The organism is Photorhabdus sp. HUG-39 (assembly GCF_963878365.1).
GTDB classification, from domain to species: domain Bacteria; phylum Pseudomonadota; class Gammaproteobacteria; order Enterobacterales; family Enterobacteriaceae; genus Photorhabdus; species Photorhabdus kayaii.
In genome coordinates this window covers 28,032-47,100 of sequence record NZ_CAWNWY010000030.1, presented here as the reverse complement: position 1 = coordinate 47,100, position 19,069 = coordinate 28,032, and the positions used below count along the sequence as shown (strand labels likewise).

Sequence of the window (19,069 nt, the reverse complement as noted above, 5' to 3'; positions counted from 1 at the left end):
AATAACCTTAGACCGGGGGGCAATGCTGGCTGAATATATGAAAGATAAAACAATACCCCTCTTGGTAGGGGTATCACATCTCAGACAATCCACCAACAACATATTTGAAATAAAAATCAAACTAAAAAAGAGCATCTAAACTTTCATCAGAGTAAGGTTTTTTTAATGAAACAGGAAGAAATTGTGGTGGTGTATTACAAATCGTATTGAGCTCATTGCCCCAGATAGGCATTTCGCGTGCTTCCCCGCCAACCATGCTATCCCCTGAAAGGTTTTCTTTACAATAAATATCACCTTGAGCATCAACCCCAACCATATATATATCGTTTGGTTTAACAGGCTCTAGCTTACCCACTCCATTAATTTCAAAAAATGCTTTAGTAAGAAATAAAGAACCGCTAGCTCCCCATAATTTAGTCGGCTCATTATTATCCCTTCCAATCCAAGAAAGCACTACTTTTTCTCCGTCAATACCAGTAAACCAACTATCGCGCAAGCCACTGGAAGATCCCGTTTTCCCTGCAAGAGCATATTTTCTAAATCCAACCCCTAATCTTTTTGATGTGCCTGAGCGAACAGACTCCTGCATAGCATAAAGCGTGAGCCAGGCAGCTTCTTCTGGAACGACTTGTTCTGGAGTCTCGGTTCTATGGTAAATTTCTTTCCCATATCTGTCTTGAATTGAAATTAATGTGTAAACACCCGTATGCTTTCCAAGATTAGATATCGTCTGAATTCCTTCAACAAGTTCTACTGGCGCCATATCAAGTGTGCCTAACAGCATAGATGGAACCATTACTATCCTATCAGAAGGAATTCCTATTGATTTTAGTGTTTCTGCGACATTATCAATTCCTACAGACATCCCCAAATTTACTGTAGCTACATTAATAGAATGAGCAAGAGCATCCAAAAGCATTACTCTCCCTCTGTACGTTCTTGTAGGATTTTTTGGTGACCACGAGTTTTTTTCACCAATATCTATACTGAGAGGTTCATCCTCAATCCAAGTATTTAAATTAAAACGGTAAGGAGAAATTAGCGCAGAAAGGTAGACTGCCGGCTTAATCAGTGAACCGACTTGTCTTTTAGTATCTAAAGCTCTGTTGAACCCGTTATAGTCTACATTTCTATCTCCCACAACAGCCAATAATTCCCCCGACTTTCTATCAACAACTAAAATTGCAGATTGCAAATCTTTTAAACCTGTTTTCTTATCTAACATTGGCATGGTTTTTTTTACTGCATTCTCTGCATCTTCTTGTGACACAGGCTCAAAAGTGGAAAACACTCTTGCTCCGGATAAATCATTGAGGGCAATATTTTTATTATTCCTAATCTCTTTTTTTAACATGCTAATGAAAGAAGGATGTTTAGTGAAAACGGAACCTTTTTCCTGAACATTGAGACCTTCTTTCATTGAAGATAAGTAATCATCTTTGTTAATCACTCCACTTTCTGCTGACAACTTTAAAACGAGATTACGCCTCTCCATAGCTACTGTCGGTTTAGTCCACGGGTTATACAATGAAGCTCCTTTGGCCATCCCTATTAATAATGCTTGCTGCTCTAAAGATATTTCATTGATTGGCCTACCAAAGTAATAAACGCTAGCAAGTGGAAACCCATAAATCCCGAACGAACCGTTCTGTCCCAGATAAATTTCATTCAGATAAAGCTCAAGAATTTTATTCTTGTTAAACTTAAACTCCAAGACCAAAGACATAATAGCCTCACTCAACTTACGGCTAATTGTCCTATCCCGGGACAAGAACATATTTTTCACAACTTGCTGTGTTATCGTACTGCCGCCCTGAATTCTCTTTCCAGCTTTGATGTTTTTGTACAAGGCTCTGGCTATAGAATAAGGATTAAGACCATGGTGATTATAAAACTCTCGATCCTCTGTGGAAATCAACATATTAATCATATCATTAGGGAAGTTTTTCAATGGCATAAATATCCGTTGCTCATCACCGGGTGAATATATAACTTCCACTAACCTAGGTTCAACGAGGATGTTATTAACAGCCAATCCTAGATCTAAATTCATTATCTTTTTAATTCCATTTTTGTCAAACTCAACTTCCACTTTAACTGACTTAGATAAATGGTCTGGATAGGAGAACTCCCGTAAGTAAATAAAAACCTTATCTCCATCTTCATGAAAATCACCAGGACTTCTTATCGAGTCAACCTGATGGTATCTGGCTCCATTTAATATCTTTATTACATTTTCTTTGTTTTTATACTCCCCTAGCTTTAACGTGTAAGTCTTGCCATAAACCTGAGCTGGCATATCCCAGAATCCATTATTCATTCTCTCATTTATCATGGTATCGATTCTTTCTGCCAAGTTATATATGTAGAGAGATGCAAAACAAAACACTACAAATAAAACGGCTAATATAATCTTAAAAAGGAAACTTACTTTTCTCTTTTTATTTTTTTTCTTCTTTCTTCTTCCTAAAGGTTCCGTTACATTAATTTCTTTCATATAAACCAACTCGTAATGTATACTCAAAGGCAACTTCAATGTTAAAAATTTTCATAACGCGCAGGTTTCAGTATTCAACGATTAAGATGGAACAGGTTACCTAATACAATCACTATTAATCAATCTTGTTATTAATATAACTAAAATAAATCGTATTTATACCCGTCATCTTTCAAGCTGCCTCTCCACGAAAAAAATATTTTCAACAACGAAATGACTATATAAAGCCTGTAGCATTCACACCAAAATGCTCATGACAAAAAACCAAGTGTTTGACATATCTTCACTATAATAGATTTTAACTCATGCAGAACTTTATCATGTTTGCTCCCTACTCTTGTGCCTATTTCGAGTTCATAGGGTGGCATGCTAACGGGGCATGGGAATATTTGCAGCGATGTGTTCTTCTCCATTGCTCGTGCTGCATGTGATGGCACCGTAGTGATTAAATCAGTCTCAATCAGCAAAAATGGCACTGCCGCAAAATGTGTGGTAGAAACCTTGACACTACGTTTATAGCCAACAGCATTTAATGCTTCATCTACAACACCTACGAACCCACCTGAGGAAACTAATAAATGAGGGCGTTGTGCGTAATCAGCCACCGTCACCGGCACCAAAGTATTTTTGTCGGCTATGCACAAGTAATTCCCCTCTCCTAAACGGTGACTTTTAATTAAGTGAGATGATAAACCACCAGCGGTGATAGCAAGGTCAATTTGATGACGCATCAACATATCCTGAGCCAAGCCACTATGAGTTTGTCGAAAAATAATATGCAAACCAGGAAGATACTCGTCAACTTCTTTCAGTATTTTTTGTCCTAAAGCAATTTCACTGTCATCTGATAAACCTACAGTCACCGTACGGCCCTTTATCTCTTTTCCAGCAGTGGTTAAAGCTAGTGCCTGTCGGCATTGCGTCAGTGCCTCTTCAACGAGAGGAGCTAACTCATTAGCTCGAACTGTAGGACGTAGCCCGCGTCCCGTCCGTTCGAACAGCGGGTCAGAGTATATGCGTCTTAAACGCCCAAGGGCTGCGCTTACGGCTGGTTGCGTTAATCCGAGCCGAATAGCAGCACGACTCGCCCCACCTTCCTCGATCAAAGCCTCAAATACCCTGAGCAAATTGAGGTCAATACTCTCAATATCAATACAATTCATAACAGATAGCCATTTTCAAATATTGATTGATATTAGACGTATCTATACTATTACACAATCAGAAACATCTTGAGAAGAAAGAAACACCTATGAGCAAAACGTCAAAAGGCGCTAGCCGCGTTATCCAGACGAACAAAAGCATCACACGATAGCAAAATCCCTATATTTTCTTGAAAAACAAGTCATATGGACAAAAACATTATGAAATATATCGTTATTCTATTTATATTCAGATCATGTCCAGTTAACGCGATGAAGCAGTATACTTTAAACTGTCAAGGCCGTAGTGAAATGACTATCATGCATACAAACTATAGGATAACGACTTTGAAGTGGGATGATGATTTTATTGTATCACCATCCCCCACCAAACTATTTAACAAGAACAGAAAGAAACTTGTATATCAGTTTATGAATGGAGATATGATGATTGTAGATTATGAAAGTGAAAAACATTATTTTATTTACAATAAAAAAAAGCGGTTGAATGTCACAAAGGGCCAGATAAAAACGTTTTCCCTGTTATTTTAGGTATATACCCTATGGATTTCAAGATGGATCGCGACGGCAAGGAAGTGAATCCCCGGGAGCATAGATAACGATGTGACCGGGGTGAGCGAGTGCAGCCAACAAAGAGGCAACTTGAAAGATGACGGGTATAACACATTAGTTTTTACTAAAACGTATATATTCAGGATGGGAATATGTTTAAATTATCCAGATTAGCATTTATAACGATGCTATCATTATTACTCACCAACTGTAACAATCACAACAACATAATTAACGGAAAATCATATTCCTTACAAGGCGAATGCAGGAAGAATACAGTGATGATTTCGAAAATAAGTTACTGGTGCTTTATGACGATAATATCATATACTTTAATCTAAATAGCAGTTCGATAAAATAAAGCCACTTAGATAAATAGAATTTATGATTATTTGATCATTTTTGGCGTAAAGGAAGAACAAGTGAAAACAATTTATTTTTATAAGTCATATCCGGCAGTTTTTGGCTATGAGGAATAAACCAGGAAATGGAATAGACGTGCCGTGTTTGAATTTCGAGAGTTTCAGAACTAAACGTTTTCTAAAGTTCAAATAAAATAAATTGACTTAATAATTTTATAATAGACATTTGGTTTTTTTATGAAAGATATCACCTTTTTTACATGGAAAGTCCAGTTTGCGGCTACATTTTTACTGTTTCTCCATGCTCCATTAATTCAAGCTGAAGAAGCTCTAGCTACTCCACAAGTGGACTCACAAGCTTGGATCTTAATGGACTACAACAGTGGAAAAGTTTTGGCAGAAGGTAATGCGGATGAAAAGATAGATCCGGCGAGCCTAACTAAACTCATGACCAGTTATATTGTAGGACAAGCGATTAAGTTAGGTACGATTCATCTGACCGATACTGTAACCATTGATAAAAATGCTTGGGCTACAGGCAATCCTGTTCTACGCGGGTCTTCTGTCATGTTTCTTAAACCTGGAGATAGGGTTTCAGTGGAAGACCTTAACAAAGGGATTGTTATTCAATCCGGTAATGACGCCTGTGTTGCATTAGCTGATTATATAGCTGGCAGTCAGGGCGCGTTCATAAGTCTTATGAACAGCTATGGACAAAAAATGGAGCTCAACAATACAACATTTAAAACAGTGCATGGTTTAGATGCTCCTGGGCAATTTAGTACAGCACGAGACATGGCATTGTTAGCTCGTTCCCTCATTCATGATGTCCCGGATGAATATGCAATTCATAAAGAGAAAGAGTTCACATTTAATAAGATTCGTCAATACAATCGTAACCGGTTGTTATGGAACAGCAACCTCAATATAGATGGCATGAAAACCGGAACTACCTCTGGCGCCGGTTATAACTTAGTTGCATCAGCAACCTTAGGTGATATGCGCTTAATTTCTGTTATTCTAGGAGCAAAGACGGATTTTGCTCGTTTCCAGGAATCAGAAAAACTTCTGACATGGGGATTTCGCTTCTTTGAAACAGTGACACCTATTAAATCTGAAGATACTTTTATCACTCAACGTATATGGTTTGGAAATAAAAAAGAAGTCAAACTCAATGCAGGTAAACAAAATTCGATTACCATACCTCGTGACCAACTTAAAAAATTAAAAACCAGCTATATTCTTAATGTTCCTCAGATTACTGCCCCAATAAAGAAAGACCAAGTAGTCGGCACCATAATTTTTAAGATTGGCAGTAAGACCATCGAGGAAAGACCACTTATTGTAATGGAAACGATTGAAGAAGGTGGATTCATTAGCCGTATGTGGGATTTCGTCTTGATAAAAATATATCAATGGTCTGGCATTTGCTTTTCTTGCTCCATAAATAGCTAATGTGTGGTAGATTCACATAATAATACAACGAAAAAAATAATTGGTATCTTAGCTAACCTAAAAATAGATTAAAGCACGGCAAAAAATCACGCAGTATCCATAAATATTTTAGTGCTCAATTCTCATATATAACTATACCCGTCATCTTTCAAGTTGCCTCTTTGTTGGCTGCACTCACTCACCCCGGTCACATAGTTATCTATGCTCCCGGAGATTCGCTCCCTTGCCGCCGCGATCCATCTTGAAATCCATAGGGTATATACCTGTAACCGTAAAATGAGCGGATATTACATCCGCTCAGTCACCATAGCTAACGCCTGCTCCACAACAGAAATATCTGCGCCCGGTTTATGTGCATTCTCACTAAGATGACGACGCCACTGGCGTGCTCCCGGAATCCCTTGAAAAATACCTAAAATATGACGGGTAATATGCCCTAAATATGTTCCTTTTGATAGTTCCTGCTCTATATAAGGATAAAGTGCTTTGACCACCGCAACGATATCAACTACCGGCATTGAAGCATCAAATAATTCATGATCAACCTGTGCCAGAATAGACGGGTTCTGATAAGCCTCACGCCCAATCATAATGCCATCTACATGTTGTAAATGCTGTTTCGCTTCTTCCAGCGATTTAATACCGCCATTAATAGCAATCGTTAATTGAGGGAAATCCTTTTTCAATTGATACACTCGTGGGTAATCCAGCGGTGGAATCTCACGGTTCTCTTTTGGGCTCAAGCCAGAAAGCCAAGCTTTACGGGCATGAATGGTAAATATATTGCAGCCACTGCGTTGCACAACAACATCAATAAAATCACATAGGAATTGGTAACTGTCCTGTTCATCAATACCGATACGGGTTTTAACTGTCACTGGCACATTTACCACATCCTGCATGGCTTTAACGCAATCAGCGACCAGTTCAGCTTCCCCCATCAGACAAGCACCAAAACGACCATTTTGCACCCGATCAGAGGGACAACCGACGTTTAGATTAATTTCATCATAGCCACGTTCCTGAGCAATCTTCGCACAATGCGCCAACGCCTGCGGATCACTGCCACCCAGTTGTAATGCTATCGGATGTTCTTGTTCGCTGTATGCCAGATAATCGCCTTTACCATGAATAATCGCCCCGGTCGTCACCATTTCGGTATATAACAGCGTTTGCTGACTTAATAAACGATGGAAATAACGGCAGTGACGATCTGTCCAGTCTAACATGGGAGCTACAGAGAAACGGTTAGGACTATATTTGACCGTTTCTTTATCTTTCTCGCTGAATTTAAACGTTTTTTCAATTTCTTTACTTTGATGCATTGCTATACTTTTAGATTATTTTGACATTCTCAATACCCCATAAATAGAGGGATATAAAGCAGAGAATGATATTAAATTATGGCCTACTATAACATAGAGAAACGTCCCCGTACTGATGACACTATTAGGTATCGTTGACAATTGACGTAAGAAGTATCGCAGGTGATTTAAGATAGAACCGTACAATTTGCTATCAAGAATCTTTTGGGGAAAGCCCACCCAGAGTACGTTTACTACTTTAGTATAATTATTTCGGCTTTAAGGGATAAACGGGACCAAAGTCCCATTCCTTTTACTGATATTGAACGTAAGTTAATAACCGCGCCACACGCTACTGCATAACGTTCCAAAGTCTTCATACTTGCGCCAAGACTTCCGAGGTTACCTGATTATTCCTATTTTCTCCCTCAATTTGACTACACATTGTCCTTCTATCTATGTTAGTTCATATCCATATAGGTATAAATCAATGCACAGAATCTCGCGTAATGAAACCTCTTTATTGGGTTGGTAGTAGTAAAAAAGCCCTCCAGTCGCTTCCCGATGATGTTCAAGACATTTTTGGTTATGCCCTACATGTTGCACAGACTGGAGGAAAACATTCGCAGGCCAAGCCATTGAAAGGATTTGGTGGTGCCGGTGTATTAGAAGTCGTAGAAGACTATACCCTATGGATTTCAAGATGCATCGCGACGGCAAGGGAGTGAATCCCCGGGAGCATAGGTAACTATGTGACCGGGGTGAACGAGTGCAGCCAACAAAGAGGCAACTTGAAAGATAACGGGTATACATTGGTGACACCTACCGGGCGGTATAACTGCTATCTATGTTCTGCATGTATTTCAGAAGAAATCATCGACAGGGATAGCAACACCTAAGCCAGATACGGATAAAATTCGTGAACGATTGAAAATCGCAGAAAACCATGCCAGAGGAACATAATATGAACCACAATATCGAAGTCAGCAGCGGTAACATTTATGCCGATCTTGGTACGGCAGATGCCGAAGAAATGCAAGTCAAAGCACTTTTTCTTGATACAACTTTCACAATAGCCCAATCTTCTGTGCTATTTTTTACCTGCCGTAGAAATACTTAAACCCGGCTCCTGTCAACAACTCTGTTTACAAAAGATAATCAACAATTAAGAATTAAGTTTAAAATCGGATATCCCCAAAAAATCAAACAAGTCAATTTTTTGGGGAGAGTAGATTGAAAAATTGCGTTTATTTATCCCTCTGGTTTTTCCGGCCAATCAATATCCATTGCCTGTGAAACATCTATCCGATTCAGTATTACCCTATATTCTTTCCATGCCAATAAAGCTATTTCCTCTTCCTCAGTCGCAATACCTAAATCAACAGCATCTTGCAATGGTGCAATTTGATTTGTTGCCTCAGCGATGAGTTGTTGTTTTTGGAGTTCAGCATATTGCCGTAATTCATCTTTCGTTGGCGGAGGAATATCTGCCCATTCCGGCAAACCGTTTTTATTTGCTACACGGTGTTTTCCTTCTGGCGCATTATTAGCAGCATATTCCTGATAAATATCATTACTGACTTCTATAATATCATCCGGCAGTGAACCAGCAGCAATATAATTTTGTTTCAATTCTACCGGATAGAAAGCATTTGTTTTTGCACTGTAATAATACATAATTAATATCCTATCGCTATCCAAAAGAATGGGCTATCCCATTTGGCATTTACCCAAGAATTTAATAAATCGAAAGATGAATTATCAATTACATTTACATAGCCAACAGATGCCCCCATAAAACCCATTTTACTTTGAATAGCATTAATATTGACGGCGTAATGCGTATTGGAAAAACTAATTGGTAATTGAATACGTTCTATATAGCCAGCATCAATGACCTTAGTACGCCCCCATTGATAGATAACGCCTGTATCTCCACATCTCCACCAACCATTAATCGCTTTACTGGCACTATTCCTATTACCTTTGGCATTAACTTCATTGTCTACTTCTTCTTTTGTGTATACCCCGATATCCACGGCATCCAGATCAATATCCGCAGACAACTCCTTACCATTCACCTGCCGGATATTAGGCACTCTGCTATTAATACTTTCACTTAACGAAGTTATCATGTCCTGGACAAGCTTTTGTGTGACTGCCAGAGTATTACTATCACCAAGTACATCTGTAAGTTGAATAACACCTTTTTGTGTTAATGAAGCACTTGGAATCTCGGTTAAAGCTTTTTGCTCTAAAGCGATATTTAATTGGGTGGTGAGCTTGTCTATATCGCCATCATCCAAAACATCATCACTACATTGTGTAGAGATAAAATTAGCCACCACCGATGATATCGTTGACGACTGACGCAAAACCTTATTTAATAAACCAATGGAAATAATATTAGGGGGAATTCCCGTATTCAATTCCTGACTTTCTTCATATTCTCCTTGAGAAACAACATTAGCATCCTGACTAATAGAAAAAGCTTTAAAGTCATTTTTATTACTCATGAGTTCTCCTTAAGGAAAAAACTTATTTTTTCATTAAATAAAACTTTGAATTAATGAAAATAAAAATACCCACTTGATCATCGCATATGATTTTTAGATCGCATTTCAATAATAGACTTTTTCTGATAAAGAATGATGAAATATTTTTATAACTTAGAGAAATTAATTATTTTCTTATAGTTGATGCCGTTAATAGATCAATACCTGAAGCCAAATTTATACCTAAACTATTCATTTACATTCAGCATCCGAAAGTCCCTCTATTTGAACCATTCCCAAAAATTCAGGTAAGCAGAGAAAATAAGCCTCCATATTTTAATCTGAGTTTTGTGATGCTCCTCTCACAACAAAAAACCGACAGTTCCAATAGGATCGATCAGCTTATAAAAACATTATTGAGGATTTATTAGCTTGAATTATTCAGAATAGGTCTATTCTTAATATGTGGACAAACTCTATTGTCAATACTTATTAAACCTACTAAGTAAGGGAAAATTATATGCCATCAAGAAGAGACGTCATAGTTGGAGGATTAAGTCTTGCTGCTGCCAGTACACTATCCGCTGCATCCTCAGCCAACGCCGCAACTGCTAACATAAAACCGACAAGAGCCTATAAAACAAATAGTGCAGAAAAATCCCTTGATATTATTAATCTTTATGACTTGGAAGAAGAAGCACGTAAATTGATTCCAGCCCCCCAATTTGGCTATATCAGCAGCGGTTCAGGTGATGAATGGACTCTACGTGAAAACACCAGAGCCTTTGACGATTTCCAAATTATTCCCCGCTATCTCGCAGGAGTAAAAGAGCCTGACACAACAACCGAATTGTTCGGCAGTAAAGTGGATATGCCTATTTTCATTCCCCCAATGGCAGCACATGGGCTATCTCATACTACCGCTGAATTGGGAACAGCGAGAGGCGCTGCCGCTGCCGGTACCCTGTTTACTGCACAAACTCTATCTAATTCACCTCTTGAAGAGATAGCGAAAGTGAGTAATGGCCCCAAATGGTTCCAAATTTATTTTACCAAAGATATGGGCATTACCCGCGAAATGATACGCCGAGCCAAAGCGATGGGGGCAACCGCAATCGTCTTTACGGTCGATTTAGAGTGGAGTGGTAATAGAGAAACCGATAAACGTAATAAATTTGTCTTCCCACATTCATTACCATTTCCTAATATTCCAGGCGTTCCCGCAGGGGCAACCTTATCAGAGATTACAACGCTATTTAAACGGGATCTTGATTTTAATGACCTCGAATTCCTCGCCAAAGAATCAGGTCTTCCAATCATCGTGAAAGGTATTCAATCTGCCGAAAATGCTAAAGAGTGTATTAATCACGGTGCCGCAGCGATTCAAGTTTCTAATCACGGTGGCCGGCAGTTGGATACTGTCCCGGCAGCAATTGCTTCATTACCGCACATTATTGAAGCTGTTGGATCTAAAATTCCAGTCTATCTAGACGGAGGCATCCGCCGTGGTACCCATGTGTTTAAAGCGCTCGCATTGGGTGCCAAAGCTGTCGCTATCGGTAGGCCCATTTTGTATGCGCTAGCATTGGGTGGAGCACCAGGTGTAACTTCCATTTTAAACCTATTGAAGGATGAGCTGAAACTTAGCATGAAGCTGGCAGGATGTGCAGCCATTAAGGATATAGAGAGAAAATTTATTAGTTTGATTTAACCCATTAACTAATAAAGCAAATATTGGCCCCGTTTCATTTGAAACAGGTGATTTCAGGAAACGGGGTAAATTATGTTACCTTTAGAAATAATAGATACCATAATGAAAAAATCCGTTCTCTCACTTTACACCATTATTTCCTATTATTAATTATCGGCTTCCCCTTGAAATGTTCTTCAAGGGGAAATGTTTCATGTAAATATTAATGGAGTACACGAGACGCTGACAGCTCAGTAATATCAAATTCATAACTTTGTTGTTCTTCCATGTTACTGCGTAAAACATCTTCTACTAATGCAGAAAAACCTGTCATCATCTGACTTTCCATAATAACGCCTTTTGGTTCAGGCCACGGCAAACTAGCAATTGGCCAGTCGCAATGTGACTTATAATAATTAAATTGTTCCAGCCGCTCTTTAGACCGATCAAAATCATTACTCCAGTAAGCATTGCCTAGCCGAAAGTTTGTATAAAACTCATCAAAACTACCGAAGATTTCATAAATATAATCAGCGGTTTTCAGCATATTTTTCCATGCGACTTCTTCACTGATATAACCGGCACAAAAACAGTTACGACTTAAAACAATTGCAAGCCACAAATCAAATCCCCACACTAATGCTGGAGGACGTTTATTAATAGGTTTGGCACATTTATGAATATAGTCAGGTGTTACTTCAACTAATTTGGCAAGCACTTTAAACATTTTCCCATCACTAAGAGCAGCATCAATAGCAAAATGTTTTGAATGTACCCCCTCCCACAAACCTGTTAGCATTTTCATATACCCCTCTTCATCAATAATTCCCCAGTCGCTGTATAATTGGGATTGATGTTCCTGAGTCGGAGATAATGGAAGCAGACAGTAACGATAGCTATCATGGGCAACCCGTGACTGTAGAGGATAATGCTCTAGAGTTTCACTCCAAAAACCTAGCCAATAGTCACTAACAATATTTAGTCGTAATACCTGACGTTTATCTTCTGGTAAAAGAGATAAACCAGCTTGTTGATAATAACGCCGTTGTTCCCATTTTGGGCGCTTAACAATGCGATAAATAATAACCGAGAGTAACATTACGCCAAATAATGCTATACCGCCTACTTGTGCCAGAAGTAAATAGTCCGTATTAGGGACAGATACATGACCTATTATAAATAAAACAATTACTACAGATAATACAATACCCATACATACTGCAATTACAAATAAAATATTAATCAACGTATATAATGCACTTAGAAAAGGCAACTTTCTTTTTTCAGAGATAATATGCTTCATTACCTGATAGCCTTTAACGGGGAACTGTCTATAATGAGGCTGATTTTGTAAAAGCTCTTTCATCACAAATGCTTCCTTTCCGAAAATTATCTGTCATATACGATAATTCTTGTCTGTATTATCATAAACTTCAAGAAAACATTATTTTTGCTACTGAGTACCAATTTAGCCAAATTAACTCCATCAGGGGACAATCACAATGAACTTTTCTGGATAATATTTTCTATTGAAGAAACATGATAACATCACAATATTATCATCGTACTGGTTGTAAGAGGCGTAATGAAATTGATTAATCAAAAAAAGTTACTGGAACAGGCCGAAGTTATTTGCCAGGCTCGTGGAGTCCGCTTTACTCCGCAGCGGCTTGAGGTTCTGCGTCTCATTTCAGAGCAACCCGGGGCAATCAGTGCTTATGATTTACTGGATTTGCTACGGGAAGCAGAACCACAGGCCAAACCACCTACCATATATCGGGCACTGGAATTTCTGTTGGAACAGGGGTTTATTCATAAAATAGAATCCACCAACAGTTATGTCCTATGTCACCATATTGAACAGCCAAGCCACACTTCAGCAATGTTTATTTGTGACCGTTGTGGTTCTGTTACAGAGCGAGATGGTGGAACCGTTGAATCCGCCATCCAACAGTTAGCAAAAACAGCCGGGTTCAGTTTACGCCATACCATCATCGAAGCGCATGGCTTATGTTCACCTTGTGAAGAGATCGAATCCTGTATTAAACGAGATGAGTGCCAGCATGACCACAGAATTGAAGGAAGTAAAAAGAAATAGATATACCCGTCATCTTTCAAGTTGCCTCTTTGTTGGCTGCACTCACTCACCCCGGTCACATCGTTCGCTATGCTCCCGGGGATTCGCTCCCTTGCCATCGCGAAGCATCTTGAAATTCATGAGGTATAGTAAGTAGATACTTACTTTTGGTACAGAGTCAGACTGAAATAAACAACCGCAGAATCACGTTTAAGATAATTACAACGATAAATTCAACAACATGATTCTGTCGGAATATTGCAATTCTTTAACAATTCCAAAAACAACAACTTGATATTTTACTATCAGGACCAGTTAGCGTTACGAATCACCCCAACCGCCAATCCTTCAATTGTCAGGCTCTGCTCACGCAAATCCACCACAATTGGCTTAAATTCGGGGTTTTCTGCCAACAATTCAACTTTATTTCCAGTCTGTTTAAAACGTTTTACCGTTACTTCATCTTCAATGCGGGCAACAATAATCTGCCCATTACGAACATCTTGTGTTTTATGCACAGCCAGCAGATCACCATCCATAATCCCAACATCTTTCATAGACATTCCGCTGACCCGCAACAGGAAATCTGCACTTGGCTTAAACAATGCAGGATCAACCTGATAATGACTTTCAATATGCTCCTGTGCCAACAGTGGTTCACCTGCGGCTACACGGCCAATTAACGGTAAACCAGATTCTTCCAACAGCAAACGGATTCCCCTAGATGCCCCTGCAACAATCTCTATCACCCCTTTACGAGCCAATGCTTTTAAATGCTCTTCAGCCGCATTAGGTGAACGAAAGCCAAGACGTGCTGCAATTTCAGCACGCGTTGGCGGCATACCTGTTTGCGAAATATGGTCACGCACCAAGTCATAAACTTGCTGCTGCCTTGCGGTAAGTGCTTTCATTTCGTCCCCTGTTTGTTTATACAGTCAATATGTAAGTATATACAGCTAAATAACGATTGGGAACCTACTAAGGCAGAAAATCAGCCAATTATAATATAATACCTAATTATTAAACCAAATCAGACCATAAAATAGCGCCAAAGGATGGTTCCCCAGACAATTAATGACAGCATCATCGTCAGAAAGACAGCCGCCGATCCCATATCTTTCGCACGACCGGACAATTCATGGAACTCACTGCCAATACGGTCAACAACGGCTTCAATAGCACTATTCAGGATTTCCATAATCAACACCAGCATCACTGAACCAATCAGTAAAATGCGTTCAATAGCGCCGATATCCAGATAAAATGCAACCATCATAGCCAATATCGCTAAAATTATTTCCTGACGGAAAGCCGCTTCATTTTGCCATGTTGCCCTAATACCCTTCACCGAATATACGATTGCTTTAATGATACGGGCCAAGCCCTTGGATTGATTCGCCATAAATTATTCACACCAAATATAAGGTTATTTGACACTTTCCACTCTTATTATTGTCTTAACACAACAGATCTCAACACCCGTTTCTGGTATGCTGGCAACGTGTTGCTAACAAGAGGCTTCAAGATATTTATGTCAAGTTGGCGTAAAATATATTATAAATTATTGAATTTACCACTAAAAATACTGGTAAAAAGCAAACTTATCCCTACAGATCCGATTACTGAATTGCGGCTCGATACGACACGCCCAATTCTGTACGTACTACCGTATCACTCCAAAGCAGACTTACTGGCATTACGTCAGCAATGTCTTGAGCAGGATCTGCCGGACCCATTAAATTTACTGGAGATTGGTGACACTGAACTTCCCAGCTATGTCTTTATCGATAATGGTCCACGTGTATTCCGCTATTGTGCACCAAAGCAGGAATCCGTAAAAATTTTCCATGATTATCTGGATCTGCATCGCAATAATCCCAATCTGGATATTCAAATGCTGCCAGTTTCTGTCATGTTCGGCCGTTCCCCCGGGCGCGAAGGGCAGAGCACACCACATTTGCGGCTACTCAATGGTATCCAAAAATTCTTTGCTATTCTCTGGCTAGGCCGAGATAGTTTTGTGCGCTTTTCAAACACAGTATCTCTACGCTATATGGCAACTGAGCATGGTACTGACAAGACTATTGCCCATAAGCTGGCTCGTGTGGCACGAATGCACTATTCACGTCAACGCCTGGCAGCCGTTGGCCCACGCCTGCCGGTTCGGCAAGAGCTGTTTAACAAATTGCTGGCTTCAAAAGCAATAGAAAAGTCAGTCTCTGATGAGGCCCGTACCAAGAAAATCTCACATGAGAAAGCCCGACAGAATGCCATTAACATGATGGAAGAGATTGCTGCGAATTTCTCTTATGAAACGTTACGGCTGTCAGGCCGTGTACTAGGTTGGACCTGGAACCGTCTGTATCAAGGGATCAATGTTCACAATGCTGAACGCATCCGCCGTCTGGCACAGGATGGTCACGAACTGGTTTATGCGCCCTGCCACCGTAGCCACATGGATTATTTGCTGCTCTCCTACGTGCTCTACCATCAGGGCTTGGTACCGCCCCATATTGCCGCTGGCATCAACCTAAATTTTTGGCCGGCAGGGCCAATATTCCGCCGCCTTGGTGCATTTTTCATCCGCCGCACATTTAAGGGTAATAAGCTCTACGCCACGATATTCCGGGAATATCTAGGTGAATTATTTGCCCGAGGTTATTCTGTTGAATACTTTATGGAAGGCGGTCGCTCCAGGACAGGTCGCTTACTCGATCCCAAAACGGGTACGCTGTCCATGACGTTACAGGCGCTGTTGAGAGGCGAATCACGCCCAATTACCATTATTCCGATTTATATCGGCTACGAGCATGTGATGGAAGTTGCCACCTATGCCAAAGAGCTGCGTGGTGCAACCAAAGAGAAAGAGGGCTTTTTCCAGATGATACGCGGTTTGCGCAAACTTCGTAATCTGGGGCAAGGCTACGTCAACTTTGGCGAACCCATCCCGTTGATCCAATACCTTAACAACCATGTTCCTAGCTGGCGCGATTCTATTGATCCAATAGAATTCCATCGCCCCGAATGGTTCAATCCGACAGTCAGTCAACTGTCTGAGAAGATTATGGTAAACATCAACAACACAGCGGCGGCTAACGCAATTAACTTGTGTTCCACTGCCCTGCTTTCGTCACGTCAGCGAGCACTCACTCGTGAGCAACTGCTTGAGCAACTGGATTGTTATATACAGCTCATGCACAATGCGCCTTACGCTGCTGATGTCACCGTACCAAAGAAAACCGCGGAAGAGTTGCTAGAACACGCTCTGCAAATGGATAAGTTCGAGGTAGACAAAGACAGCATGGGTGACATTATCATTCTGCCACGTGATCGTGCAGTTTTGATGACCTACTACCGCAACAATATTCAACATCTATTAGTACTGCCATCACTGATTGCCTGCATCGTTATTCATCATCGCCGTATCAGCCGCGAAGCGCTGTTAAGCCAGGTCGCGATCATTTATCCACTCCTTAAAGCCGAGCTGTTTATGCGTTATAGCAAAACAGAGCTGCCAGAAGTGGTTAATACGCTGATCAACGAACTGACCCGCCAGTGCCTTATCTGTAACAAGGAGCATGGCATGCTGGTGCTTAATCCAGCACGTATCCGCCCCCTGCAATTGCTGGCAGCTGGCATCCGTGAAACACTGCAACGTTATGCCATCACACTCTCTTTACTGAACGCCAACCCAGTAATCAGCCGGGGAGTGCTGGAAAAAGAGAGTCGGATGTTAGCGCAACGTTTGTCGGTATTACATGGCATCAACGCACCTGAATTCTTTGATAAGGCGGTATTTACTACGTCGGTCCATACACTGCGTGAAGAAGGTTATATCAGTGACAGTGGTAATGCGATTACGGCAAATACCCAGGAGCTGTATCAGGTATTAGGTGAACTGATGTCACCTGAGATTCGTCTTACTATCGAGAGCGTCAGTTTGCCACCAGAGCATAACGATACCGACGAGAGTACTAAGGAAGGATAATCTTCTTAAATACTGGTGATAATGGTTGTTATTCACATTATCACCAGATGTTTCAGACATAGCTGAAGAAGATGCCAAGGAATAGTACCAGACCAACGTAGTTATTATTGAGGAATGCCTGGAAACAAAGCTCTCTTTCCCGACCAGCGAGCAGTTTCTGCTGATAAATAAATAAAGTGCCCGCAAGCAACAGTGACCAATAGTAGATACCGCCCAGATTCATCATATAACCCACCAGCACCAGCACCAGTAACATAGCGAGTTGCAATAATCCAATAATCAACTTGTCGAAACGACCAAACAGAATGGCGGTGGACTTCACGCCAATTTTTAGATCATCATTTCGATCGATCATCGCATACTGTGTATCATAAATAACTGACCAGAAGATATTAACCAGAAATAACAACCAACACTCTAGTGGTAAGGACTCACTAACTGCCGCAAATCCCATAGGAACAGCCCAACCGTAAGCGGCTCCCAGTACAAACTGAGGAAGATGACTAAACCGTTTAACAAAGGGGTAAAGCCAAGCCAGAGCCAAGCCAACGACTGACAACCAGATAGCCATTTTATTCAGGGTCAGCACCAACCCGAAAGAAACCAGCGCCAGTACGACAAATAGGATCTTGCTCTCTTTCTCGCTGATAGCACCACTCGGCAGAGGACGTGTTTTTGTGCGTTCAACATAACCATCAAATTTTCTGTCAGCAAAATCATTGATTGCACACCCTGCCGCACGCATCAGAAACACACCGACAGTAAAGATCAATAATATGTGCATATCTGGAATCCCTTTCCCAGCTATCCATAAAGCCCAGAAAGTCGGCCACAACAACAATAATGCACCTATAGGTTTATCAATGCGCACTAAACGGCAATAGGCCTGCCATTTACTTTGCGCCATACTTCCCGCCACTTCTGTTTCCCCCTTTTAAATTTTACCTTTTATACACAGGTGATTCAGGTAAAAAGACTTCGGTTAATAATAATGGCTTGCCTGATAACCTCAGCAATGATCGTCTTGCCCAACGGTTGCCCTGCTGCCCTACATGAATATAGTCCCGCGTCAATTTATTACCACTAAAAAGATATCGCCCCAGTGGGACTGTTCCTAAATCAACCAAACTTTCATCAGGACCGGTTAATGTTGCTTCAGGGATTAACGTCCGCCCCAATAGCCAAGGGATATTATCACCACACAGTACGATCTCACGCAGCCAATATCGTTGACCCGTTAGCAAACGCTCACTTTCATCAGAAAGTTGTTCCTCGGTAATAAAACATTCTCTGAATGGTATGATACGAACACAGTTGCAGTATTGCTCAAAACGGCGGGTCATTGAGCCCAACTCCATCAACCAGTCTAAAACCTCATCAGGCAAAACGGGCGAATCTACCGAAAGCCACTGAATAGGCACCATTGTTAATATTGAGTCAGTTGACATACGCTTTTCCATTAGGACAAATTTCTTTCATCCGACAG

16 protein-coding genes and 1 pseudogene are annotated in these 19,069 nt (G+C 40.5%); 7 read left to right on the top strand and 10 right to left on the bottom strand.

Going from position 1 to position 19,069, the window contains the following annotated elements:
• Positions 1-121 precede the first annotated feature (121 nt).
• Entirely contained in the window at positions 122-2,497 is a 2,376-nt protein-coding gene (gene mrcB / locus AAC155_RS17640) for a penicillin-binding protein 1B (protein WP_113043552.1), read from the bottom strand.
• Between the two features lie 251 nt (positions 2,498-2,748).
• Positions 2,749-3,660, bottom strand: a complete 912-nt coding sequence (locus tag AAC155_RS17635) for a LysR family transcriptional regulator (protein ID WP_113043551.1) — start codon at positions 3,658-3,660, stop codon at positions 2,749-2,751.
• Positions 3,661-4,263: 603 nt separating this feature from the next.
• Between AAC155_RS17635 and AAC155_RS17630 the strand changes: the two genes are divergently transcribed.
• On the top strand, positions 4,264-4,386 hold the full coding sequence (locus AAC155_RS17630; RefSeq protein WP_262405168.1) for a hypothetical protein: 123 nt from the start codon (positions 4,264-4,266) through the stop codon (positions 4,384-4,386).
• A gap of 425 nt (positions 4,387-4,811) precedes the next feature.
• A complete protein-coding gene (locus tag AAC155_RS17625; RefSeq protein WP_113043549.1) occupies positions 4,812-6,029 on the top strand; it encodes a serine hydrolase in 1,218 nt (405 codons plus the stop codon).
• Between the two features lie 287 nt (positions 6,030-6,316).
• Here the strand turns inward: AAC155_RS17625 and dusA are convergent, their stop codons facing one another.
• Positions 6,317-7,354, bottom strand: a complete 1,038-nt coding sequence (gene dusA, locus AAC155_RS17620) for a tRNA dihydrouridine(20/20a) synthase DusA (RefSeq protein WP_191214909.1) — start codon at positions 7,352-7,354, stop codon at positions 6,317-6,319.
• Between the two features lie 488 nt (positions 7,355-7,842).
• Between dusA and AAC155_RS24550 the strand changes: the two are divergent.
• A pseudogene (locus AAC155_RS24550) lies at positions 7,843-8,296 on the top strand (type II toxin-antitoxin system RelE/ParE family toxin).
• 1 nt (position 8,297) lies between these two features.
• The gene (locus AAC155_RS17600; RefSeq protein ID WP_228902091.1) at positions 8,298-8,453 is read left to right on the top strand and encodes a hypothetical protein; all 156 of its coding nucleotides are present in this window, start codon (positions 8,298-8,300) and stop codon (positions 8,451-8,453) included.
• Positions 8,454-8,584: 131 nt separating this feature from the next.
• Here the strand turns inward: AAC155_RS17600 and AAC155_RS17595 are convergent, their stop codons facing one another.
• A complete protein-coding gene (locus tag AAC155_RS17595) occupies positions 8,585-9,010 on the bottom strand; it encodes a tail fiber assembly protein (RefSeq protein ID WP_113043548.1) in 426 nt (141 codons plus the stop codon).
• 2 nt (positions 9,011-9,012) lie between these two features.
• On the bottom strand, positions 9,013-9,849 hold the full coding sequence (locus AAC155_RS17590) for a gp53-like domain-containing protein (protein ID WP_113043547.1): 837 nt from the start codon (positions 9,847-9,849) through the stop codon (positions 9,013-9,015).
• Positions 9,850-10,348: 499 nt separating this feature from the next.
• Here AAC155_RS17590 and AAC155_RS17585 point away from each other — a divergent pair, with 499 nt between their 5' ends.
• The gene (locus tag AAC155_RS17585; protein ID WP_113043546.1) at positions 10,349-11,539 is read left to right on the top strand and encodes a lactate oxidase; all 1,191 of its coding nucleotides are present in this window, start codon (positions 10,349-10,351) and stop codon (positions 11,537-11,539) included.
• A gap of 202 nt (positions 11,540-11,741) precedes the next feature.
• On the opposite strand, the gene AAC155_RS17580 is transcribed toward AAC155_RS17585, so the two are convergent.
• On the bottom strand, positions 11,742-12,884 hold the full coding sequence (locus AAC155_RS17580; protein ID WP_113043545.1) for a DUF1266 domain-containing protein: 1,143 nt from the start codon (positions 12,882-12,884) through the stop codon (positions 11,742-11,744).
• A gap of 219 nt (positions 12,885-13,103) precedes the next feature.
• On the opposite strand from AAC155_RS17580, the gene zur reads away from it, so the two are divergent.
• Complete coding sequence (gene zur / locus AAC155_RS17575; RefSeq protein ID WP_113043544.1) at positions 13,104-13,616, top strand: zinc uptake transcriptional repressor Zur; 513 nt, start codon at positions 13,104-13,106, stop codon at positions 13,614-13,616.
• A gap of 284 nt (positions 13,617-13,900) precedes the next feature.
• On the opposite strand, the gene lexA is transcribed toward zur, so the two are convergent.
• Both lexA and AAC155_RS17565 read right to left on the bottom strand, forming a co-directional pair.
• Complete coding sequence (lexA, locus tag AAC155_RS17570; protein WP_112877396.1) at positions 13,901-14,506, bottom strand: transcriptional repressor LexA; 606 nt, start codon at positions 14,504-14,506, stop codon at positions 13,901-13,903.
• A gap of 119 nt (positions 14,507-14,625) precedes the next feature.
• Positions 14,626-14,997: a diacylglycerol kinase gene (locus AAC155_RS17565; RefSeq protein WP_113043543.1), complete on the bottom strand. Its 372-nt coding sequence runs from the start codon at positions 14,995-14,997 to the stop codon at positions 14,626-14,628.
• A gap of 129 nt (positions 14,998-15,126) precedes the next feature.
• Between AAC155_RS17565 and plsB the strand changes: the two genes are divergently transcribed.
• Positions 15,127-17,583, top strand: coding sequence for a glycerol-3-phosphate 1-O-acyltransferase PlsB (gene plsB, locus AAC155_RS17560; protein WP_113043542.1), 2,457 nt, complete (start codon positions 15,127-15,129; stop codon positions 17,581-17,583).
• A 52-nt stretch (positions 17,584-17,635) separates the two neighbouring features.
• Here plsB and ubiA read toward each other — a convergent pair whose 3' ends face one another.
• Positions 17,636-18,490 (bottom strand): 4-hydroxybenzoate octaprenyltransferase, encoded by an 855-nt coding sequence (ubiA, locus tag AAC155_RS17555; protein ID WP_191214907.1) that lies wholly within the window; start codon positions 18,488-18,490, stop codon positions 17,636-17,638.
• A gap of 34 nt (positions 18,491-18,524) precedes the next feature.
• A complete protein-coding gene (gene ubiC / locus AAC155_RS17550) occupies positions 18,525-19,031 on the bottom strand; it encodes a chorismate lyase (RefSeq protein ID WP_113043540.1) in 507 nt (168 codons plus the stop codon).
• Positions 19,032-19,069: the final 38 nt, after the last annotated feature.

Coding starts and splice junctions, on each gene's coding strand:
- AAC155_RS17580 (WP_113043545.1), bottom strand. CDS start 12,884: ATGAAAGAGCTTTTACAAAATCAGCCTCATTATAGACAGTTCCCCGTT.
- mrcB (WP_113043552.1), bottom strand. CDS start 2,497: ATGAAAGAAATTAATGTAACGGAACCTTTAGGAAGAAGAAAGAAGAAA.
- ubiC (WP_113043540.1), bottom strand. CDS start 19,031: ATGTCAACTGACTCAATATTAACAATGGTGCCTATTCAGTGGCTTTCG.
- AAC155_RS17595 (WP_113043548.1), bottom strand. CDS start 9,010: ATGTATTATTACAGTGCAAAAACAAATGCTTTCTATCCGGTAGAATTG.
- AAC155_RS17565 (WP_113043543.1), bottom strand. CDS start 14,997: ATGGCGAATCAATCCAAGGGCTTGGCCCGTATCATTAAAGCAATCGTA.
- AAC155_RS17585 (WP_113043546.1), top strand. CDS start 10,349: ATGCCATCAAGAAGAGACGTCATAGTTGGAGGATTAAGTCTTGCTGCT.
- dusA (WP_191214909.1), bottom strand. CDS start 7,354: ATGCATCAAAGTAAAGAAATTGAAAAAACGTTTAAATTCAGCGAGAAA.
- AAC155_RS17590 (WP_113043547.1), bottom strand. CDS start 9,849: ATGAGTAATAAAAATGACTTTAAAGCTTTTTCTATTAGTCAGGATGCT.
- AAC155_RS17625 (WP_113043549.1), top strand. CDS start 4,812: ATGAAAGATATCACCTTTTTTACATGGAAAGTCCAGTTTGCGGCTACA.
- ubiA (WP_191214907.1), bottom strand. CDS start 18,490: ATGGCGCAAAGTAAATGGCAGGCCTATTGCCGTTTAGTGCGCATTGAT.
- AAC155_RS17635 (WP_113043551.1), bottom strand. CDS start 3,660: ATGAATTGTATTGATATTGAGAGTATTGACCTCAATTTGCTCAGGGTA.
- AAC155_RS17600 (WP_228902091.1), top strand. CDS start 8,298: ATGAACCACAATATCGAAGTCAGCAGCGGTAACATTTATGCCGATCTT.
- zur (WP_113043544.1), top strand. CDS start 13,104: ATGAAATTGATTAATCAAAAAAAGTTACTGGAACAGGCCGAAGTTATT.
- plsB (WP_113043542.1), top strand. CDS start 15,127: ATGTCAAGTTGGCGTAAAATATATTATAAATTATTGAATTTACCACTA.
- lexA (WP_112877396.1), bottom strand. CDS start 14,506: ATGAAAGCACTTACCGCAAGGCAGCAGCAAGTTTATGACTTGGTGCGT.